The sequence below is a fragment of the Brevibacillus sp. AG genome (assembly GCF_028369215.1).
GTDB classification, from domain to species: domain Bacteria; phylum Bacillota; class Bacilli; order Brevibacillales; family Brevibacillaceae; genus Brevibacillus; species Brevibacillus porteri.
Genome location: NZ_JAQMYO010000001.1, coordinates 65595 through 85250 on the forward strand (window position 1 = coordinate 65595; position 19656 = coordinate 85250).

Genomic DNA, 19656 nt, shown 5'->3' on the forward strand with positions numbered 1-19656 from the left:
TAGATGGTGATGAGGTTTGAATGGTGTTCAGATTAAAAATATATACCGCTTGACACCTATGCAGGAAGGCATGCTGTATCACTTTATCCTTCATCCTGAATCAGAGGTTCACTTCGAACAAACGGTGATTACGATGGAGGAGTCGTTGCGGCTTGATCTCCTTGATCAGAGCTTTCGCGACCTCGTTGAAAGATTCGATATCCTGCGAACAGTCTTTCACTATAAAGAAAGTAAAAAGCCTCTGCAGATCGTGTTGAAGCAAAGAGAAGCAGCTATTCAGATCGAGGACATCTCTGACCTGACTCAGGATGAACAAGAAGCATTTGTGGAGCAATTTCTTGTAAGGGATCGGGGCAAGAGATTTGATCTGGAAAAAGATCTGTTGTTTCGGATTACCGTTATGAAATTGAGCGAATCAAAATACAAGATGGTGTGGAGCTTCCACCATATTATTATGGATGGCTGGTGCCTGGGGATTGTCGCAAAAGACTTTTTCCATATCTATCGCTCTTATCTTCAAAATAAGAAGGCTGAGCTGGCTCCACCGTATTCTTTCAGTACCTATGTCACTTGGCTTGGCAAGCAAAACAAACAAGAGGGACTCTCGTTCTGGCGAGATAGCTTGGATGGATTTGATCAGCAATCTCCTTTACCGGTTGAAACGATTTCAACCGGTAAGGGGTACCAACGAGAATCGATCGTATTTCGCATGGATCGGGAAACGACTGCCCGTTTGGAGCAGTTAGCGAGATCAAATGATGTAACACTGAGCATCGTCTTTCATTCCCTCTGGGGATTGTTGTTGCAACGATACAATTATGCCAATGATGTTGTCTTCGGATCAGTCGTTTCGGGACGTCCTTCTGAGCTCGTTGGCGTAGAAGAAATGGTTGGATTGTTTGTCAATACGATCCCAATGCGAATTCGCAGTGAAGGCAAACAGACATTTTCAGAGTTGCTTCGGCAGGTGCAACAGTTTTTCACTGCTACAAGCAGCTACCAATACTTGTCTCTGGCGGATATTCAGTCCGAAACCGCATTAAAACAAAACCTGATTCAGCATCTCATGGTCTTTGAAAACTATCCATTGACGGAAGAGGCATTCGACGAAGATGGAAAAGGTGGTTTATTCGGAATCACGGATGTCCAAGGATATGAGCAAACCAGCTACGACTTCAACTTGTGCATTATTCCCGGAACGGAATTAGAAATTCACTTTATCTATAATGCATTTGCTTACAGCGATACCTATATGCAAAAAGTACGAGCGCACATGAATCAGTTGATTCAAAGTATCGTCCGTAATCCTGATCAGCCGATTGCAAAAATGCAAATGGTCACAGACGAGGAGCAGGCTCTCATTCTGCAACAATGGAATGACACGGAGATGTTGGTTGATCAAACGCTAACCATTGACCAGCTATTTAAGGAACAGGTCAAAAAGGGGCCGGATTACATTGCCGTGGTCGATCAGGAAGGCACATACACGTATCAGGAATTAGATGACAAATCCGATGCGCTGGCCCACGTGCTGCGTGAGAAAGGGGTAAAACCAGGCAGCATTGTTGCTGTGATGGTAGATCGCTCTACTGCATACAGCCTCGCCATCTTGGCCGTTTTAAAAGCGGGCGGTGCCTTTCTTCCAATTAGTACCGACCATCCGAGCGAACGTATCAGCTATATGATCGAAGATAGCGGGGCCAGTATTGTTTTGGTCCATGATCCGACGGTATCGTATGCAGAGCGTATTCTCCCAGCAGCAACATTGATCAATCTTGATGATAGGAGCGTATACATCGGCGTTACATCTGATGTACAGACCCTTCATCGTTCCAGTGACCTTGCCTACGTCATTTATACATCCGGGTCAACGGGGAAGCCAAAGGGGGTAAGGCTGCACCACGTCGGAATCGCCAACCTCCAGCAGTTTTTCATCAACGATCTCGGGATCACCCAAAAGGACAAGGTGTTGCAGTTTGCCAGCATCTCTTTTGATGCCTCTGTCTGGGAGTTTACGATGGGGGTATTGACGGGGGCGAGATTGGTCATTGTTTCAAAGGATGTCGTACTCGATCCGCAGGCTTTCAGTGAGTATCTGCTACGGCATGAAGTAACAGTCGCGACGCTTCCACCTACCTTTGTTACGTATTTGGAGCCGGAAAATTTCCCGAAATTGAAAACGTTAATCACCGCAGGCTCCGCGGCAAACTGGGAGCTTGTCCATAAATGGAGCGGGCATTGCCGATACATCAATGCATACGGTCCAACCGAAACAACGATTTGTGCGACGACTTGGACGTATGAAGGGCAAGAGAGGCTGCCGCAGCAAGTGCCAATCGGAAAGCCCATTGCCAACACAAAAGTATACGTGTTAGATGCGCACGGTCATTTGCAGCCCCAGGGAATTCCTGGTGAGCTGGCAATCGCGGGTATTAGTGTCGCTGATGGCTACATCAATCGCGAGGAATTGACGAACGAGAAATTTGTGGCAGATCCGTTTATGGCCGGTTCGAGGCTCTACAAGACGGGAGATATGGTGAAATGGCTTGCGGATGGAAGTCTGGAATATTTGGGGCGAATGGACAACCAGGTCAAGATACGTGGTTTTCGTATCGAGCTTGATGAGGTTGAAAACGTGATCCTATCCCAGACAGGAGTGAAGGAAGCGGTCGTGTTGGCCAAAAAAGAGCAGGGAGGAGATGCCTGCTTGATCGCTTATCTGGTCTGGGAACAGCCTGATTGGAACAGAGATTTGCGTCAGGAGCTTTTGGCCACCCTTCCGGCCTATATGGTACCAACGTATATCCACGTCCTTGAGAGAATGCCTATAACACCAAACGGAAAAATAGATCGGAAAGCATTACCTGAGCCTGCCATGATCAGGGAGGCAAGTAAGCAGATGAATCCACCTGTTACAGAGCTGGAGATTAGGCTGTCGGAAATTTGGAAAGAAGTGCTCGACCTACAGGAAATCAGTGTGGATGACCATTTTTATGATCTGGGCGGGCATTCTATCAAAGCGATCCAACTGGTAGCGCGACTTCATAAGGAAGGAATAGAAGTAAAGATTCAAACGATCTTCCAATATGACACAGTCAGAGCGCTAGCAGGATATGTAGATACAGTAAACCGAGTTCGCACCACAAAAGCGCAAGATAATAAAGAGCTGGAAACCTTGATTTACGCTCATTTTCAAGTACGAAGCAATTATGTAGAGTTGCCCTTCGGCAACAAGCATCGAGCTGTTCTGTACGTGGAGGAAAATGCGCGGGACAAACACCAAGAAATACTGTCCGTATTGCGTAAGTCTTGTGATCCTGCAATTCAGCCGCACGCCATTCAATATCTGGATCTCTCGCAAAAAGCATGGGAAAAAGAGAGGAATGATATCCAAGAGGCTGCACTAGATGAGAATGAATCGTTGCCATGGCAGGAGCGACTCGTCAACGACCTCGATCAGAAGCTCCTCCGTTATTCGGAGGCGATCGTCACTCCGCAGATTTTTATCAGACAGCCGCTGTCACCTTCACAGCGCTATCATGTACAGGAAAAGGACATTTCTGGAACAGTGATTCGCTTTGAACGGATGATCGATCCTAAGACACTGGAAAAGGCATTTCGTAAAGTCCTGGAGCGGCATCATTTACTGCGATGCACGTTGGCTTTTGAGGAAGAAGAGCCATATTGGAAAGAATATCCTTGCCCTAGTGAGGTTGCGCTCCCTGTTGTTGATGTATCGAGCGACTCGGATGACAGAAAAGAAGCGGTGCGCCATCTTTTACTGAGCGAATATTTTTACAAGCAGCATGATTCGATCGGTTCTTTGTCTTACAAAGTGATCTTGCTGAAAGAGAGCGAGAAAGAGTACTCGTTCCTATTCCCGGCATCGCATCTCATTTTTGATTTTATTAGCAGTGAGGTTCTGCAAAACGACATGAACCTGAATTACGAAGCGTTGGAGAATGGTACAGAGCTCTCGGAAAATGATCGGAATACGTATTGGGATTTCGTCCAGCAAATTACCAAAGGTCCAATCGGAATCGAAGATCAACAGCTCATGGAGGAATTTGAACTTCACGCATTTGAGAATAGTCTTTTGTCCATAGAAAGACAGCTCGCATCTTCATCCGCTTTGGACGGCTACACGATTGTTACCTGCGAACTGGATATGGACAACCCGCAGGAGACAGAAAATGCACGGATTCCGATTGCTCTTTTAGCCAGATTTTGCGAAAGAAGTTATGCAGTCCAAAAGGCACCCATCTTCCTCATGAACTTTGGCAGATCCTTTATGGGGAACCATTTCTTCGATGTGCTTGGCGAGTGCATCGATCATATTCCGCTTCATATTGATCCAGCGTCGAGTCTGGATGAGTTGGAAACGTATGTGAAAGCTCGGTTGGATCTCGCAAAGGAGAGGAACATTCATTTCACCAATCTCGTGCAAAATCATGATGTAACGGAAAACTATCCTCTTTCTAATCACTCACTCATCCAATCCATGCAGATGACGCCTATTATTTGTAACTTTCTGGGTGAGCAGAACAAGAGTCAACCAAGTGAATACGATCACCTGTTTATAAAAGGAAAGAAACGTATTCTCTTTGAGGCTTCCTATGCATCCATGGGCAAAATGACTATTTTTATGGCTTTGCCATATCGCGAGGATGAAAGGAAGCTGCGAGCAATCTTGGAGGAGGAAGCGAAAAAATTGATAGGATCGCCTCTAGTCATACGCTAAGAATCGCCTAGGAATCGTATTGGAAATCGGCAGATGGATTCCGCTCTATTCCGGATTTATTGTCCGTGGGGTATAGCGGGTTCATCTTGCCGAAATATAGATCTTCACCTAGAGGGATTACTATTCAGGGAGGTTAAGATGGGCAACCAATCATACGGATACGGATTAAATATTTTTCTCTTTTCTTTTACTCGTTTTATCACAGAATTAGGTAGCGGTGTCTACAAATTTGCTCTTGCTCTGTACATTGCGGATGTGACGGGTTCTTCCGCTGCATTTGCAACTGTTTTGGGCTTTTCGTACTTGCCAGGGGTGCTGATTAATATTTTTGCAGGCGCCTATATTGATAGACACAACAAGAAAAAAATCATGGTTGTCACCGAGCTGCTAAGCGGTGCGCTCGTTCTCTTGTTTTTACTGTTTTTCCTTCAGTTTCCCACGAATCTATGGCTGTTTGTCGGATACGCCTTCGTGATCAGTACCATTCAGGCCTTTACGTATCTCGCTTTGCAAGCATCCATTCCTGAGCTGGTAGACGAAGAAAGAGTAGGAAGTATGAACTCTATTTATCAAGCGATCAGTGCCATTCTCAATGTAGCGGGTCCTTTGGTAGGGGCGGTTGCCTATGGGTTAGTCGGGATGGAAATGATTTTGCTGATTGATGGCCTTTCTTTTATCGGAGCAGGGATCATGCAGATGTTCCTCCGTTTCCGCAAGACCGAGGTTGTACAGGAGACAACGCAAAGCTATATAGAAACAATCAAGGAAGTCTTCCAATATATCCGTGAACAGGTCGTCATCAAGTACTTGTTCCTGATTTTCCTTGTGCTCAACTTTATTTTCCCTCCGCTCATGTATGTAGGGCTGCTGCATATTGCCTATCGAGTCGAAAAAGTATCGATGGAGCAATTCTCCTTTATTCAGTCCTCCTGGTTTATCGGGATCATTATCGGAGCGGCTATTGTCTCTATGAAAAAGGTGAGCAAATACGTTGAGAATAAAATCTTCCTTTTGATTCAAGTGCAAGGGATTCTCTTGATGACGTGGATCTTTCCGATTTTTGTTCCGGAAACGAGTAACGCCTCGTGGATCATTACGGGCGTGTTTGTCGGGATTTTATTGGTCTCCGCCATCTTCAACTCCATGGGGAACATCCCGATCTTTACCTTTGTTCAATTGAACACGCCTGAGCATTTGCGTGCCAGCATGTTTGGCGTGGTCGGGACTTTTACCGGAGTGGCCGTACCGTTTGGGATCTGGTTGTACGGTATTTTACTGGAGGCCGTTTATTGGCCGTATCTCTTGTTGGCCTCAGGTGCCGTCATTTTCGTGATCGCCTTGATCGCTCATCTGAACAAACAAGTGAGTCAATACTTTAAGAAAAAAGAAGAACAGGTGGTTGCGACAGACAAGTCTGCTTGAGCAAGGTCACGATAACGAGAGAGAGAATATGATGTCAGCTTCATTCAAAAAGACAATGACAAAACTACTTGGAGGACTCTACGTGAAGAGTATGCACTATGTCGTTTTGACCGTTGTACTGATGTTCATCACGGGGTGTGGAGTGGAAACGAAACAGGAAACGGAGCAAACCAAACAAAAGAACGTGCAAGTGCACACCGTAAAACAGACGGATTCCTTGCCGATACCACTTACTGCTTTCGTTGAATACAAACAGGAGAGCCATTTAGCCTTTGGGGCTTCTGGTACGATTGAACGAATGAACGTAACAAAAGGGGCAAAGGTGACACAGGGCCAGGTATTAAGTTCATTAAATACGAACTATTATCAAAAAGGGCTGGAAGCGGCACAAAGCCAGGTTCAAAGCGCATCTGCGTTGCGTTCAAAAACGTTGCAAGGAGCAAGCGCCGATCTCATCAGCAAACAACGCTTGGCAGTGGACAGCCAGGAAAAGCGCATGAAGGATGCGCAACGGAAATGGGAGACAGCCCAAGAGCTGTTTAAGGGCGGCGCTATTTCGCAGAGTGAGCTGGACAGTGTACAGTCGGAAAAAGAGCAAAACGAGATTTCGCTACAAGAGGCGAGAATTACGTTGGATAAGTTGCTAAAGGGTGCGGAAGTCAACGAGATTGCCAGTGCAGATGCCGATTTGAAACAAGCGGCCAGTGAAGTAGAGCTCGCAAAGAAAACCCTTCAAGAAACGCAACTCGTCGCGCCATTTAGCGGAACGGTCATCGATGTGACCCAAAAGGCAGGTAGTCTTGCCCAGCCAGGTGAAAGTATCATTCACCTGGTTGATAGCTCGGAAGTGAAGCTGAAGGTCGATGTCCCATTAGATGTGATGGAAAACTACAAGCAAGGGGACACGGTGCCTGTGGCAGTGGAGGGAAAGGGCAAAAGTAAAGGGACCATTACATTTATCTCACCTGTACTTAACCAGGAAACGGGAAAGTATCTTGTAGAGATAGCTGTTTCCAATAAAGACAACGTGTTGATAGAGGGGATGGTCGCGACTGTAGAGATGTCACGCAAAGTGAATGGAATGCTCGTTCCTGTCCAAAGCGTTGGGATTAAGGAAACACAGCGCTTCGTCATGGTTGTCGAGAATGGTGTAATCAAGAGACGCGACGTGGAAGTTGGGCAAATTTTTGGAAATAACGTCGAGATTCTATCAGGTCTTCAGTCAGGCAATCAAATCCTAATCTCCGGCATAACGTACTACGCCGAAGGAGAAGTCGTTACGGTGAAAGGGGAGTAACCGATGGACAAGGTCATTCTCTTTTTGCTGAAACGAAAAGTGATCCTCTATTTGTGCACATTCCTCATCGTGCTTACCGGAATCGGTGCTCTCTTTTCCTTCCACGTGGAGCTCGTGCCGAAAACGAATTTGCCTTGGATTGAAGTGAATATTTCAGGAGGAGCGCTGCCACCTGAAGAGATGGTGGAAAAGGTCACGAAAAAAATAGAGCAGGAATTGAAATCTGTGGCTGGCATTAAAAATTTCTCATCGAAAACAGGGACGGGGTTTTCTGGCATCTCGATCCTTGCAGAGGATGGGGAAGGTGAAAAGGTCAAACAAGAGACACAAAATATTGTGAATCGGCTGCGCAACGAGTTTCCCAAAGTAGTGGATACCGTAACGGTTACGCAAACGAATTTAGGTGATGAGGACTTAATCGACTACGCAATGGTGGGTACCGATACACAGACCATGCTCACCTTGCTGAAGACGACCATTAAGGATCGAATAGAATCCGTCCCGGGTGTGAAGGAAGTGGTCATATCCGAGGACGGTTTTGAAAATAAGGTTGCGATAACATTTCTTCCTGAACGGCTTACTGCCTATCGAACGACAGCAGCGGATGTTGTTGGTCAGCTTCAGAGTGCCAATTGGAAAAAAGCAGTGGGGATATTGGAGAATCCGGGGTTCGACACCGTTGTGATGATTGACAACAGCTTAAAAAATGTAGAAGAGTTCAAAAACATTTTGATCAAGACACCCAAGGGCAAGGTTGCACTCGAACAATTGGCAACGGTGAGTGACCTACGCGGAAGCGTGAAGGACGCAATTTCCATGACAGAAGGAAACCTCTTTGTACAAATCAGTGTAAAGCGTGCTGCGGGGAGTGACCTGATCACTACACAGAAAAAAGTCGAGGAAGTTGTGAGGCAAATCAATAATGAGGCGGGCGGAAACTACGAGCTGAGAGTCATGTTTGAATCCGTCTCCTTTATTAAAAAAGCGATCACCAATTTGAGTCGAGATGTTGTCATTGGGGGAATATTGGCAATCCTCGTGCTCTGGGTATTCCTGCGAAATTGGCGTGTGACGATGGTCATTGCAACGACGCTGCCTCTCTCCATCCTGATGACTTTCATCGCTTTGAAAGCTGCCGGATATAACATTGACATGGTGGTATTGATATCACTGAGTTTATCAATCGGATTGATTGTTGACGCCGCGATCGTTGTTCTGGAGAGTATTTATCATTTGAGAGAAAAGGGAATGCAGCTGAAACAGGCCATCGTTCAGGGCTCAAAAGAAGTCATAGCACCTGTTTTTGCTTCCCAATTAACTTTGATTATTGTGTTTTTACCGCTTGTGGTCGCGGATTTTGAACAGTGGCTGAAGCCTATTCTTCATACCATTGCGTTTACCGTTACCTCTACCATTCTTGCGTCAACGATTGCAGCTTTTCTGTTTGTTCCAATTTTTTCCGAGCGTTTTCTTCAACATGATAAACAGTTGCAGTCCCCTAGCGAAAAAGGGAAAAATCGGATTGTTTCTCTCTTTCAGCGATTACTGCTGGTAACCCTTCGTCATCGAATTCTCACATTGCTGGTGGCTCTTGCGGTGTTTGTAGGGGCATTGGGTCTCTTCCCATTGATAAAAATAGGAAATGGCTTGAATGCCAATGAGAATCAAATTTTTGCCACGCTCACGATGCCCGATGGCACTAGCTTGGAACAGGCCCGAACAGCGGCAGTTGAAGCGGAAAAAGCGTTGAGAGAGTTGTCCGACGTCAATCAAGTCTTTTTTACGGCAAAGAAAGAGACCGTCGAGTTAAATATTACATTAGTGACCAAGTCGCAACGAACACAAGAGAAAGAAGAATTTATGCAAGAAGTAAACGGGCGCTTGAATGCCATTGACGGAGTGGAACGGACGAGTTTGACATTTGGCTTCTCAGGTGAATCAGCACCTATTGAGTTGCAGGTCGCGGGCGAAGATTTAGAGGTTTCCCGGTCGGTTTCCACAAAAGTAGAAGAAATGCTGGGGAGCATCCCTGGTGTAGTCAACATTCGGAATGACTTTGAAAGAGGGAAGGAAAAAGTAACGCTGACACCGAATCAGGAGGCAATGTCGCAATTACAGGTTGACTCAGATTCATTGGACAGCCAAATCAGCATGCTGCTTGGGGAGCAATCCCTATCCACAATCAGTCAAAATGGTATCGAAACCTCTATTGTTGCCAGATTTCCAGAGACATGGGTGACACATCCTGATCAACTCCAACACACGATGATTCGAACCGAAACAGGCGCACAGGTGCCGTTACACGAGTTGGTCGATTTTCATTTCAGCAAATCTCCGATCACAATCAAGCATGAAAAAGGAGAACAAATCATCACCGTGTCAGCAGAACTGTTGGGCACGGACATTGGTACGGCGGGCAGACAAATCAATGAGAAGCTGGGCACTGTGGAATTGCCCGCTGGATACAAGATCGAGATCGCTGGAGATTTGAAGGAACAGAATAACACCTTTACCCAGGGAATCATCGTCTTGGTAGCAGTCGTCTCCCTCATCTATGTGATTATGGTGGCGCAGTTTGGGAGATTATCTCAGCCGTTTATTATCATGCTGTCGCTGCCTATGGCCTTGGTGGGAGTCATTCTCGGATTCGTGATCACGCAGCGAACCTTTGGTGAGATGGCGATGATTGGGCTCGTCATGCTGGTGGGAATTGTTGTTTCCAATGCGATTCTGTTAATTGACAGAATCAATCTGCTCCGCTCACGGGGGATGGGGTTGGAAGAAGCGATTGTACAGGGCACGCGCGATCGTGTTCGTCCGGTGATTATGACCAAGCTGACAGCGATACTCGGTATGCTGCCGATGGGACTCGCAGTTGCGGAAGGAGCGGAACTAGAGGCGCCGCTTGCTACCGGGGTAATTGCAGGGTTGATTTTTCACACACTCGTAACGCTAGTTTTGGTTCCCGTTCTTTATTCGATCTTTGAGGGAATTCGTGAAAAGAGAGTAGCTCGAAAAAAAGCGCATCGCATTGCTGATTTGTAAAAAGGGAAACGGGGCACAGTGCTGTTGAACCAGCGTTGTGCCCTCTAACAACTTCCTAGAGCGAATAACTTTTACGACAGGTGAGTCTGTCAAGGGTTCAACACAAAGGAGGAGCAATCATGAGCATAAAAGTAGGGATTATTGGCTGCGGTTTCATTGCAAACGAACGGCTAATCCGGATCGTGCACAGAAGCTGGTTGCAAAGTACGGGGGTACGGTAGCGGCTAGCTGGCAGGAGGTCGTTCATCATCCTGAGGTTCAAGCGATCAGCGACTGCTCGACGAACGAAATGCATCATATCATCACGACAGAGGAAAAGATGGGCTTATCGCTCTTTTGATTATCGAAGCGGCCATGGAGTCAGCTGCAACGGGAAAAACGATTTCCTTGCAACAAAATATTGGATGATTGCCATGTTGCTTGGTCACACTAAGGTGGGAGGTGTAACCATGGAACGAACCATTCAGGTCAATGGTGAAGATTATCATTTCGAGTCAACGTATGATGGAGATTCACAGTATAATGTTCAAGTACGATGCGGCAAGAAAGTAGTATCGAGCTTTAAAATCTCGGCCGGATCGGAAAGTGAAGTGTTTGAGGCTGCTCGTGCTCATTTCAGTGCGGACAAGGAATTGGGCAATCTAAATGGATAGAGACTGGTCTCGGAACGCAGCTTGCGAATGCAGGGCTGCGGTTTTTTCTTGCGCAAAAGGAAATCTCATGATAAGGTTACTTTGTTTCCTTGGAAACAAAGTTCGAAATAGATGAGGAGCTGATGCTGCATTGGACCCGAAAAAGAAGCTTTGGAATCGATGGATCACCTTTCTACATAAACAGGAGGAGCGCAGCAAGCTACGTGAAGAAATGCTATTGCGCGATATCAAAAGCAGCGTACCTGATTACGATAAAGTTGGTAGGCTATCCGTAACAGAGCTCCACGTCCTTCAAGAGGTAGGGGGAAAAGATCGAGTCAATGTTACGACAATTGCACAGCATATTGGGGTAACAAAGAGTGCGATATCCAAAATAACAGTCAAGCTTTTGAAAAAAGGATTACTCGAGCGCTATCAGCTCGAAGACAATCAGAAGGAAGTTTTTTTTCGGCTGACATCAGTAGGAGAAATGGTAAACGAGATTCACGAACACTACCATCAACGACTGGAGATGGACATGTACCGATTTTTGGATAGATATTCTCCAGCTGAATTGGCATTTTTGGATGAGGTCATAAGAGAAGCAACAGAAGATTAGGGGAATTATACAACTGGTGTTCATTATTTTTTTACGAAAATTGTTTCCAAGGACACAATATTTAAGAGATAAGAGGAGAGAAACCATGAATCCAAAAAAAGTACTGTACCTACTTGGGATAACGCTAATGCTAGGTATGTTCGCGCAAAATTTGTTCATGCCTATTTTACCAGCCATGCAAAAAGAGTTTCAGACGAGTGCAACCATGATAAATTGGACCATTTCAATCTTTACCGTCATGCTCGCGATTATGCAAATCATCTACGGACCATTTATCGATCGGTTCGGCCGAAAACGTGTCATGATACCTGCCCTGATCCTATTTACGATCGCGTCAATCGGATGCTATCTGGTCGATTCTATTTATGGGCTACTATTATTCCGGGCTTTACAAGGGGCGGGGTTTGCTGCCATTCCGATCGTAGCCGCAACGATCATTGGTGACATATTTACAGGAATCCAACGTGCATCTGCGATGGGTACTTATCAGATGCTGCTTGCGCTCAGTCCGGCACTTGGTCCACTGTTAGGAGGCTGGATTGGCGGCATCGGCGGACATTCTGCGGTCTTTTTGTTTTTGGCGATCTGTGCAGTCTTTCTCGTCGTCATCAATGCTATATTGTTACCCGAAACGAAAAAGGCTCAAGCTACATCATCAGGCGGTTTTACACTAGGGTCTTTCCGTAATATTTTGCTCCACCCAGTTGGTGCATCTGTCATTTTGATCGGTTTTAGCCAAATGTATGCCTATTATTGCTTCCTGCTGTTTCTCCCTGTGCAATTGACGAACCATTACGCAGTCTCCGTTGAAATAATCGGATTGGTTTTCTTGCTCGTGTCAGTCGTCTTTATTATCAGTAGCAAGCTGTCTGCTGTATTGCAAAATCGATGGGGAGCACGTAAAACATTACTGGTGACGACCGGTTTAAATGCTATGGCGATGTTTCTTTTTATGACTGCTGCTGATGTTTCTTTTCTCCTGCTTGTGGTAACAAGTACGCTGTTTGCCTTAACCTTAGGTGTAGGTATGCCTGCACACACGATTTTGCTATCCGAAGTATTTGAAGCAGAGCGTGCAACGTCCATTGGTGTGTACAATTTCATCCGCTATACGGGGATGGCTGCAGGTCCGGTTGTAGGTGCGATGCTGTTAGAATGGGGCGGGGTCTGGCTTGAATTTGGTATGGCCGGTATCCTCATCACTTGGGCGACCTTGTTCGCGCGTCAAAAGGTGAAAAAAACCGCATCGAGCATGCAAGGGGAGTTCTAATGTTCGGACAGACTTTTCATGTTCGGCTAAATATGCTACAACAGGGATGAAACAATGGAGCGGGAGGAGCAATCAAAAGATGCAGCATCAAGAAGAACGGGACCCGAGGGTACTGATTGCAGGTTTTAGCGAAAATCCGTCCAGCATCCAGTCACTATCCGAAGGCGAATGCCTGACATTCCTGCAAATGCTCGAACAGCATCGCCAAGAACATCCAGGCGAAGAGCTTGATTTGATGGAAGCGATGGTGTTGACGCGAATGTCTGCTTTGCGGATGCACAAAACAGGAGGCCATACGCTGGCAGCTGAATGGGTAGATCGTGCGCTTCAACTAGCCCCTGATTTTCGCTACGCTGGGGAAGTTAAGCTCGAGCTGTACTTTTCACAGTTGCGATCCCATGCCTTTCTCACTGAATTCAAGTCCGTGCGTGAAACGGATAACGTCGTCATGCGCAGGAGAACAGTTGAGGTGCTGGAAGAGCAGGCAACTAATGAGTTGGCTGAAATTACGAAGTGGCGCTCTCTTGCTGAAGAGACGCTACAGGCAGCGCAAAAATGGAACGATGCGGAGGCGGAAGCTACGGCTGCTGGCCTCGTGCTGTTATACACGGAACGACAAAATTTATTAATTCATTTGCAAGAACGTGTTCAAGCGTATGGAGCGTCTTTATCCGGGGTCTTTTACTCCAGTGAAATGCTCGTCCAATTGCAAGAGACGATTCGCGCTTTAACTCACCAGCAAGAACAGAAGGAAAAGCTCCTGCCGCAAAGGAACGAAAAGGTAGAAGATCGCGAAAAAGCGCCTCAACAAGATTTGAGTGCATTAGAGCAATTGGAGCGGTTGATCGGCCTGGACGAGATCAAACATCGGGTTCGGCAGCTAGCGCAATTTCTACAGTATCGCCAGCTTCGCGAAGAAAAGGGCTGGCATATGAAAGACCAGCTCCCTCTTCATCTCGTGCTGATGGGGAACCCAGGAACGGGGAAGACGACCTTGGCTCGCTTGATCGCCAAGCTGTATCAGGAGCTCGGATTGTTGGCAAAAGGACAGCTCATCGAAGTGGATCGTTCTCAGTTGGTCGGCGCTTACGTGGGACAGACAGAACAGCGCGTCATGGAAGCGATCAAGCAGGCAGACGGCGGCGTCTTGTTTATCGATGAGGCATACAGCTTGAAGCGCCCAGATAGCTCCGGCAGTGATTACGGACAAGTGGCGATTGACACGCTTGTATCCGCTATGACGAGTGGCGAGTATGCAGGACGCTTTGTCGTGATGCTGGCGGGCTATCCCGAAGAAATGCGTCATTTTTTGTACGCCAATCCTGGGCTGAATAGCCGTTTTCCAGAGACGGGCCACTTTTTACTGCCGGACTATCAGGCGGACGAACTGGTGCAAATCGCAGAAGAAGTAGCCGTACGGAACGATTTTACTCTGACAGAGGCGGCAAAAATTACGCTGCGCCAGCGCATTGAAAAAGCGCAAGTAGACGAGACGTTTGGCAATGCACGGGCAGTTACAAATATCGTGCTCGATGCAATCTTTGCCAAAGGACGCGAGACAGATGGTAAGGAACTGAAATGGGATGACTTTACGATTCTGAAACCCGAGGATGTCCGTGGCTTCGATCCGCCGCAAAAAGAAAGGAATGCAGAAGCTAGACTGCAAGCGTTGATTGGTCTTGCTCAAGTGAAAACGGAGCTGAAAAAAATCGCTGCGTATGTGTCCGTCCAGCAAGAACGTGCAGCAAGAGGCCTGCCGAAAAGTCCGATTGAGCTGCATGCCGTCTTTACTGGGAATCCAGGCACAGGGAAGACGACGGTTGCCCAACTGTATGCGCAGATTTTGCAAGAAATCGGCTATTTGAAACGTGGTCATCTTGTTACGGCGAGTAGAGCCGACTTGGTAGCGGGGTATGTCGGTCAGACCGCAGCGCTTACTCGCAGAAAAATTCGAGAAGCTTTGGGCGGCGTTTTGTTTATCGATGAAGCGTATTCGCTGCTCGGTGGAGGAGAGCGGGATTTTGGGCAGGAAGCGGTTGACACGCTCGTAGAAGAGATGACCAAACACGAAGAGAATCTGGTCGTGGTCCTCGCAGGCTACCCACTCGAAATGAATTCATTATTGATGAGCAACCCTGGCCTTTTGTCGCGGTTTAAAAAATATATTGCGTTCCCCGACTACACGGTGAAGGAACTCGTGCACATTCTTGAACAGGCTGCATGCGATGTAGGGTATGCGATTGAGAAGAACGTGCTGGAAATGATCTCGCAGTCGTTGGATAAAGCAGTCAGTGATCATCGATTGAATGGCAATGGTCGTTTTAGCCATAATCTATTGCAAGAGGCGATCCAGAACCAGGCTGTGCGACTGATGGATATTCCGAAGCAAGAATGGAATCAAGAAATGCTGATGCAGTTGGCATGGGCCGATTTTCAACCGCTATTACAGTGGACGGTAGAAGAGGATGGGGCAAAAAATTAGTTTTTGTCCCATCTCTATGCCTTCTTACTCTTTTGACAATTCACCCTTTCTCTTATAATGGATAGAAATGGTTACATTACGCCATGGGGGAAGGGTGTTTGGTTTGCGAAAAAAATGGCAGGCAGCTTTATGCACGACACTTGTTCTGACACTTTCGCTGGAAGGCATTCCAGCGGATGCCAAGCAAGAGGGAGAGCGTCGGGGCAATATCCAGATCGAAGTCGATAAGGGTCTTGCACTGGACAAGCTTACGTCGAAAAAGAGAGAGTCCGAGCTCGTCGTTATTCAGTTATCTGGTCCTGTTCGTGAGGAGTGGAAAGAAGAACTGGAAGATATCGGCGTCACGCTTGGTGATTACATACCGGATTATGCCTTCATCGCGAAAATTGAGGATGAACAGGTAAGAAGGGAAGTCGAGGAGCTGTCCTTTGTCGAAGACGTCATGGCGTTTACACCGAAGTCCAAAGTATCGTCAGAGCTTCGCTTTTCAGGAGGCAATAGAGAGCGGGTCGAGGTTGCCGTCATCGGTTTCAATCAACGGGTGGACATGTTTCGAGCGATGACGGAAATGACGGAGGATCAAGATATACGAGACATTCAAACGCCGGAAGATGCTCCGCATATATCTATCGCAAAGATGGATCAGCAAACGATTGAACAAGTGGTCGAATCAGATGATGTTATTGCTGTCGTCCCTGTGCCAGAAAACAAGCTACACAATGATGTGGCAGCTACCATCATTCGTTCGGACAAGCTGACCTCGACAGGGTACACAGGCAAGGGACAAATTGTCGGAGTCGCCGATACCGGACTGGATACAGGGAAGCTTCAAACGATGCATCCAGATTTTAAAGGCCAGATTGGGAAGCTCATTTCAATTGGCCGACCGAATGATGCGAGTGACGTCCACGGTCATGGTACGCATGTTGCTGGCTCCATTGTGGGCACAGGAGAAGCATCAAATGGACAGTATAAAGGAACGGCACCGGGTGCGAAGCTCGTTTTTCATTCGATAGAGAATGCGAAAGGGAAGCTCAACACGGATGTCGAGACGATTTTGCAGGAAGCATACGAAGAGGGAGCCCGCATTCACTCCAATTCGTGGGGAACGAATGATAAGGGAGCGTACAGCCTGTCATCGCTTCTGTTTGATCGCTTTTTATGGGAGCATCCAAATATGACGGTGCTAATTGCGGCTGGAAACGATGGCGAGAAAGGCTATAAAACGATTGGGAGCCCAGCCACTGCTAAAAACGTCATCGCCGTTGGCGCCACGGAAAATATTCGGCCCAACTTGGGGAAGAGCTCCGATAAAGCGGACGACGTGTGGGTATCGAGCAGTCGCGGCTTAACGGACGACGGACGTTTGAAGCCTGATATTGTCGCGCCTGGTTCAGCGATCTTGTCCACGCGCTCTTCACTGGCACCGAGCAAAAATTTCTACAAGCGTTTTAATGAGCATTACGCGTATATGAACGGCACGAGCATGGCTACGCCGATTTTAGCGGGCGGTGTGGCACAAATCCGGGAATTTTTACAGGACGAAGGGGAAAAAAATCCGAGTGGTGCATTAGTAAAAGCCATGCTGTTGACGAGTGCAGACAACTTGGATGAAGACATGCGAGAGCAAGGCTTCGGCCGAGCCAATCTGGAGCAGGCGATTGAAACGAATTACAAGGACGAGAAGGACGGCATTCGCACCCGTGAAAAAGTTACATATAAGGTCAAGGTCTCGGATGATTCCAAGCCTTTGGCAATTACACTTGCGTGGACGGATTATCCTGCTGCCATTGTCGCAAAGCGTGCGCTCGTCAACGATTTGAATCTGAAGGTGACGACACCGAGTGGAGAAAAACTGAACGGCAACGACTTTTTTGAGGCCCCGTACAACGACGAAGTGGACAACCTCAACAACGTCGAGCAAGTATGGATTACCGAGCCGGAAGAGGGAACCTACACCGTGACGGTCGAAGGCTATAACATACCGAAAGGACCTCAGCCGTATGCGCTAGCAACAACGGGAAAATGGCAAAAGGCCGATGACGAGGAAGAGGAAAAGCCGCCAGTTGTAGACAAAGAACCTGCGCGAACAGGGAAACTGACGAAGAAGCAGAAAAGCATGGAGTATTTGATCCGTGTTAATGAGCCTGGTGATTTGGAATTATCCGTAGAGTGGGAAGAGGATGCAAATATTGATTTGTACGTGTATAACAGTCGTTCACAAGAGCTTGCTGCTGCAACAAGCACCGACAAACCAGAACAACTATCGGTGAATCTTGAAAAATCCGGTCTGTACAATATTCGAGTTGTGTTGACGGATGGAAAAGAAGCAAAGTATCGCCTATATATGAAAAAGCCAGGAAAATAAATAACAGACACAACCTTCGTCTTTTGATCGGATGAAAGGTTGTGTCTTTTTTTACTGATGTTGCTCTTCTTTCCTTAACCATTCCCGCGCTCGCAGAGCGATTTCCAGGCAAATCCTGTTTTGCGTTGCCATGTAATCCTCACCGAGAATTTCTTCGATTTTTTCCAAGCGATGATAGAGCGTTTGTCGATGAATGAACAGTTTTTCCGCAGCCTCCTGCTTGGACAGGTTGACATCTAAATAGACACGCAGCGTATGAACGAGCGAGGAGCCGTGTGCTTGGTCATGGGCTAACAGCGGGCCTAGGTAATCGCTTATGAAGGTTTTTAACACAGGCTCACTAGGTACGTGGAACAGGAGTCGGAACAATCCGAGATCAGCGAAAAACGGACTGGATGATTCCTGGCAAAAAGCCAGTGCCTGTTCCGCCTCTGCGAGGTGTCGTCCAGCGTCAGATAACCGTTTTCCGGTTCGACTGACCCCCATCCATATTTGTACATCCGTTCCTAGCATTTGCGTCATGATTCTTTTGACGTCGCGAAAGGCTTTTTCCAGGGTACGACGGGAATCTGCAAGCGGCTGCTGCTCGATTAGCAAAAAGTAAAAGCGATGGCCCATGCAACGTATGAAAGGACGAAAGCGATGACGAGCCAATAGGGAACGGAAGATAGCTGTCAGATCGTGCGGCGGAAGGGAGTCCTCGGCCAGGTTCTTCGGCTTCTCAAACGATAAAAGAATCATGTGATAGGCCGATGCTTTACCGCTGCCTGTGATACCGAGTAAGGAACGCATTTGTTCCTCAGGTATGGAGCGGTTGGCAATCAAATCATCAAACAGCCGGTTTTCGGTAGCAAGCGCCTGTTCCTCCACAAACATTTTCCTCATTAAAATTTGGGCCATCGCGCTGACTGTATTGTCTAAGGTCAGGAGCAAATACTCATCCGGACTGCGTTCATACAAAACAATGCCGACATAAGCGAGCACGTGACCCATTGCCATCACTGGTTGATAGGCAAGCTGCCTGGTCGCAGAGAGAGAAAGGAAGCGGACGCCAGCTTCACTACTATCCAGTTCGGAAAAATGAGACCGCATCAAATCGCTCATCTCCACTGCAACATCATGCGGTACCACCGGGGCAAATTGTGTGGAGCCATCTGGTGCGTAATAGAAGACCTGCGTCTGAACTGCCACCTGAAAATGCTGCAATAGCTTGGGTATGCCCGCAGCCTGCAGGCTGAGCTGTTGCAAACTGCGAGAGTATGCTTCGAGATTGCGAAGTGCTTGCATCTGCGCATGGATCAAATACTCGTGCAAATCTTGCGTGATGTCCACAAAGCGGACGGGCTGATGAAAGACGAGCAACGGAAGCTGGTGGTGGTTCGCCAACTCTAGCATATCTTCAGGGATGGAGGGAATGTAACGTCCCAGCTCGATGCACAGCCCGACTGCTTTTCGCCGAATGAGCTCTGTTAAATACGCAAGTCGCTTTTCCTTTTCTTCGCCAAATCCTAGCCCGGTAGATAGGATCAGCTCTCCGCCATTTAAAAACTGTCCCGTATCGGCAGTCTCCAGGACGTGAACCCAGCGAACAGGTCGGGACAGGCCGCGATGCCCCGCCACCACTTGAGCATGTTGAAACAATGGACGCTTGATGATTTCTGCAATGGTCAGGCGCAAATCGTTGCTCATCAGGATCACCTCTTCCATTTACACTCTGTATGATTAACCCTACGTAATGCGTTACGCTTTGTCTAGTGCTGACAGGCATTGTTTTTGGATA

The 19656-nt window shown here is 47.3% G+C and carries 10 protein-coding genes; 9 read left to right on the top strand and 1 reads right to left on the bottom strand.

Going from position 1 to position 19656, the window contains the following annotated elements:
• The first annotated feature begins 16 nt into the window (after positions 1–16).
• From POF51_RS00280 to POF51_RS00320, 9 genes are all read left to right on the top strand, one after another.
• Positions 17–4741 carry a non-ribosomal peptide synthetase gene (locus tag POF51_RS00280; RefSeq protein WP_271753135.1) on the top strand — a complete coding sequence of 1575 codons (4725 nt, stop codon included), beginning with the start codon at positions 17–19 and terminating at the stop codon, positions 4739–4741.
• A gap of 138 nt (positions 4742–4879) precedes the next feature.
• Positions 4880–6163 carry an MFS transporter gene (locus POF51_RS00285; RefSeq protein WP_069844759.1) on the top strand — a complete coding sequence of 428 codons (1284 nt, stop codon included), beginning with the start codon at positions 4880–4882 and terminating at the stop codon, positions 6161–6163.
• A 91-nt stretch (positions 6164–6254) separates the two neighbouring features.
• Positions 6255–7460, top strand: a complete 1206-nt coding sequence (locus POF51_RS00290) for an efflux RND transporter periplasmic adaptor subunit (RefSeq protein ID WP_244521689.1) — start codon at positions 6255–6257, stop codon at positions 7458–7460.
• 3 nt (positions 7461–7463) lie between these two features.
• Positions 7464–10505 carry an efflux RND transporter permease subunit gene (locus POF51_RS00295; RefSeq protein ID WP_069844761.1) on the top strand — a complete coding sequence of 1014 codons (3042 nt, stop codon included), beginning with the start codon at positions 7464–7466 and terminating at the stop codon, positions 10503–10505.
• Positions 10506–10954: 449 nt separating this feature from the next.
• Positions 10955–11158 carry a hypothetical protein gene (locus POF51_RS00300; RefSeq protein WP_026043127.1) on the top strand — a complete coding sequence of 68 codons (204 nt, stop codon included), beginning with the start codon at positions 10955–10957 and terminating at the stop codon, positions 11156–11158.
• A gap of 130 nt (positions 11159–11288) precedes the next feature.
• Positions 11289–11756, top strand: a complete 468-nt coding sequence (locus POF51_RS00305; RefSeq protein WP_069844762.1) for a MarR family transcriptional regulator — start codon at positions 11289–11291, stop codon at positions 11754–11756.
• A gap of 85 nt (positions 11757–11841) precedes the next feature.
• Complete coding sequence (locus tag POF51_RS00310) at positions 11842–13026, top strand: MFS transporter (RefSeq protein ID WP_069844763.1); 1185 nt, start codon at positions 11842–11844, stop codon at positions 13024–13026.
• Positions 13027–13105: 79 nt separating this feature from the next.
• Positions 13106–15508 carry an AAA family ATPase gene (locus POF51_RS00315; protein ID WP_069844764.1) on the top strand — a complete coding sequence of 801 codons (2403 nt, stop codon included), beginning with the start codon at positions 13106–13108 and terminating at the stop codon, positions 15506–15508.
• Positions 15509–15602: 94 nt separating this feature from the next.
• On the top strand, positions 15603–17876 hold the full coding sequence (locus tag POF51_RS00320) for a S8 family serine peptidase (protein ID WP_069844765.1): 2274 nt from the start codon (positions 15603–15605) through the stop codon (positions 17874–17876).
• A 51-nt stretch (positions 17877–17927) separates the two neighbouring features.
• Here POF51_RS00320 and POF51_RS00325 read toward each other — a convergent pair whose 3' ends face one another.
• The gene (locus POF51_RS00325; protein ID WP_069844766.1) at positions 17928–19565 is read right to left on the bottom strand and encodes a PucR family transcriptional regulator; all 1638 of its coding nucleotides are present in this window, start codon (positions 19563–19565) and stop codon (positions 17928–17930) included.
• Positions 19566–19656: the final 91 nt, after the last annotated feature.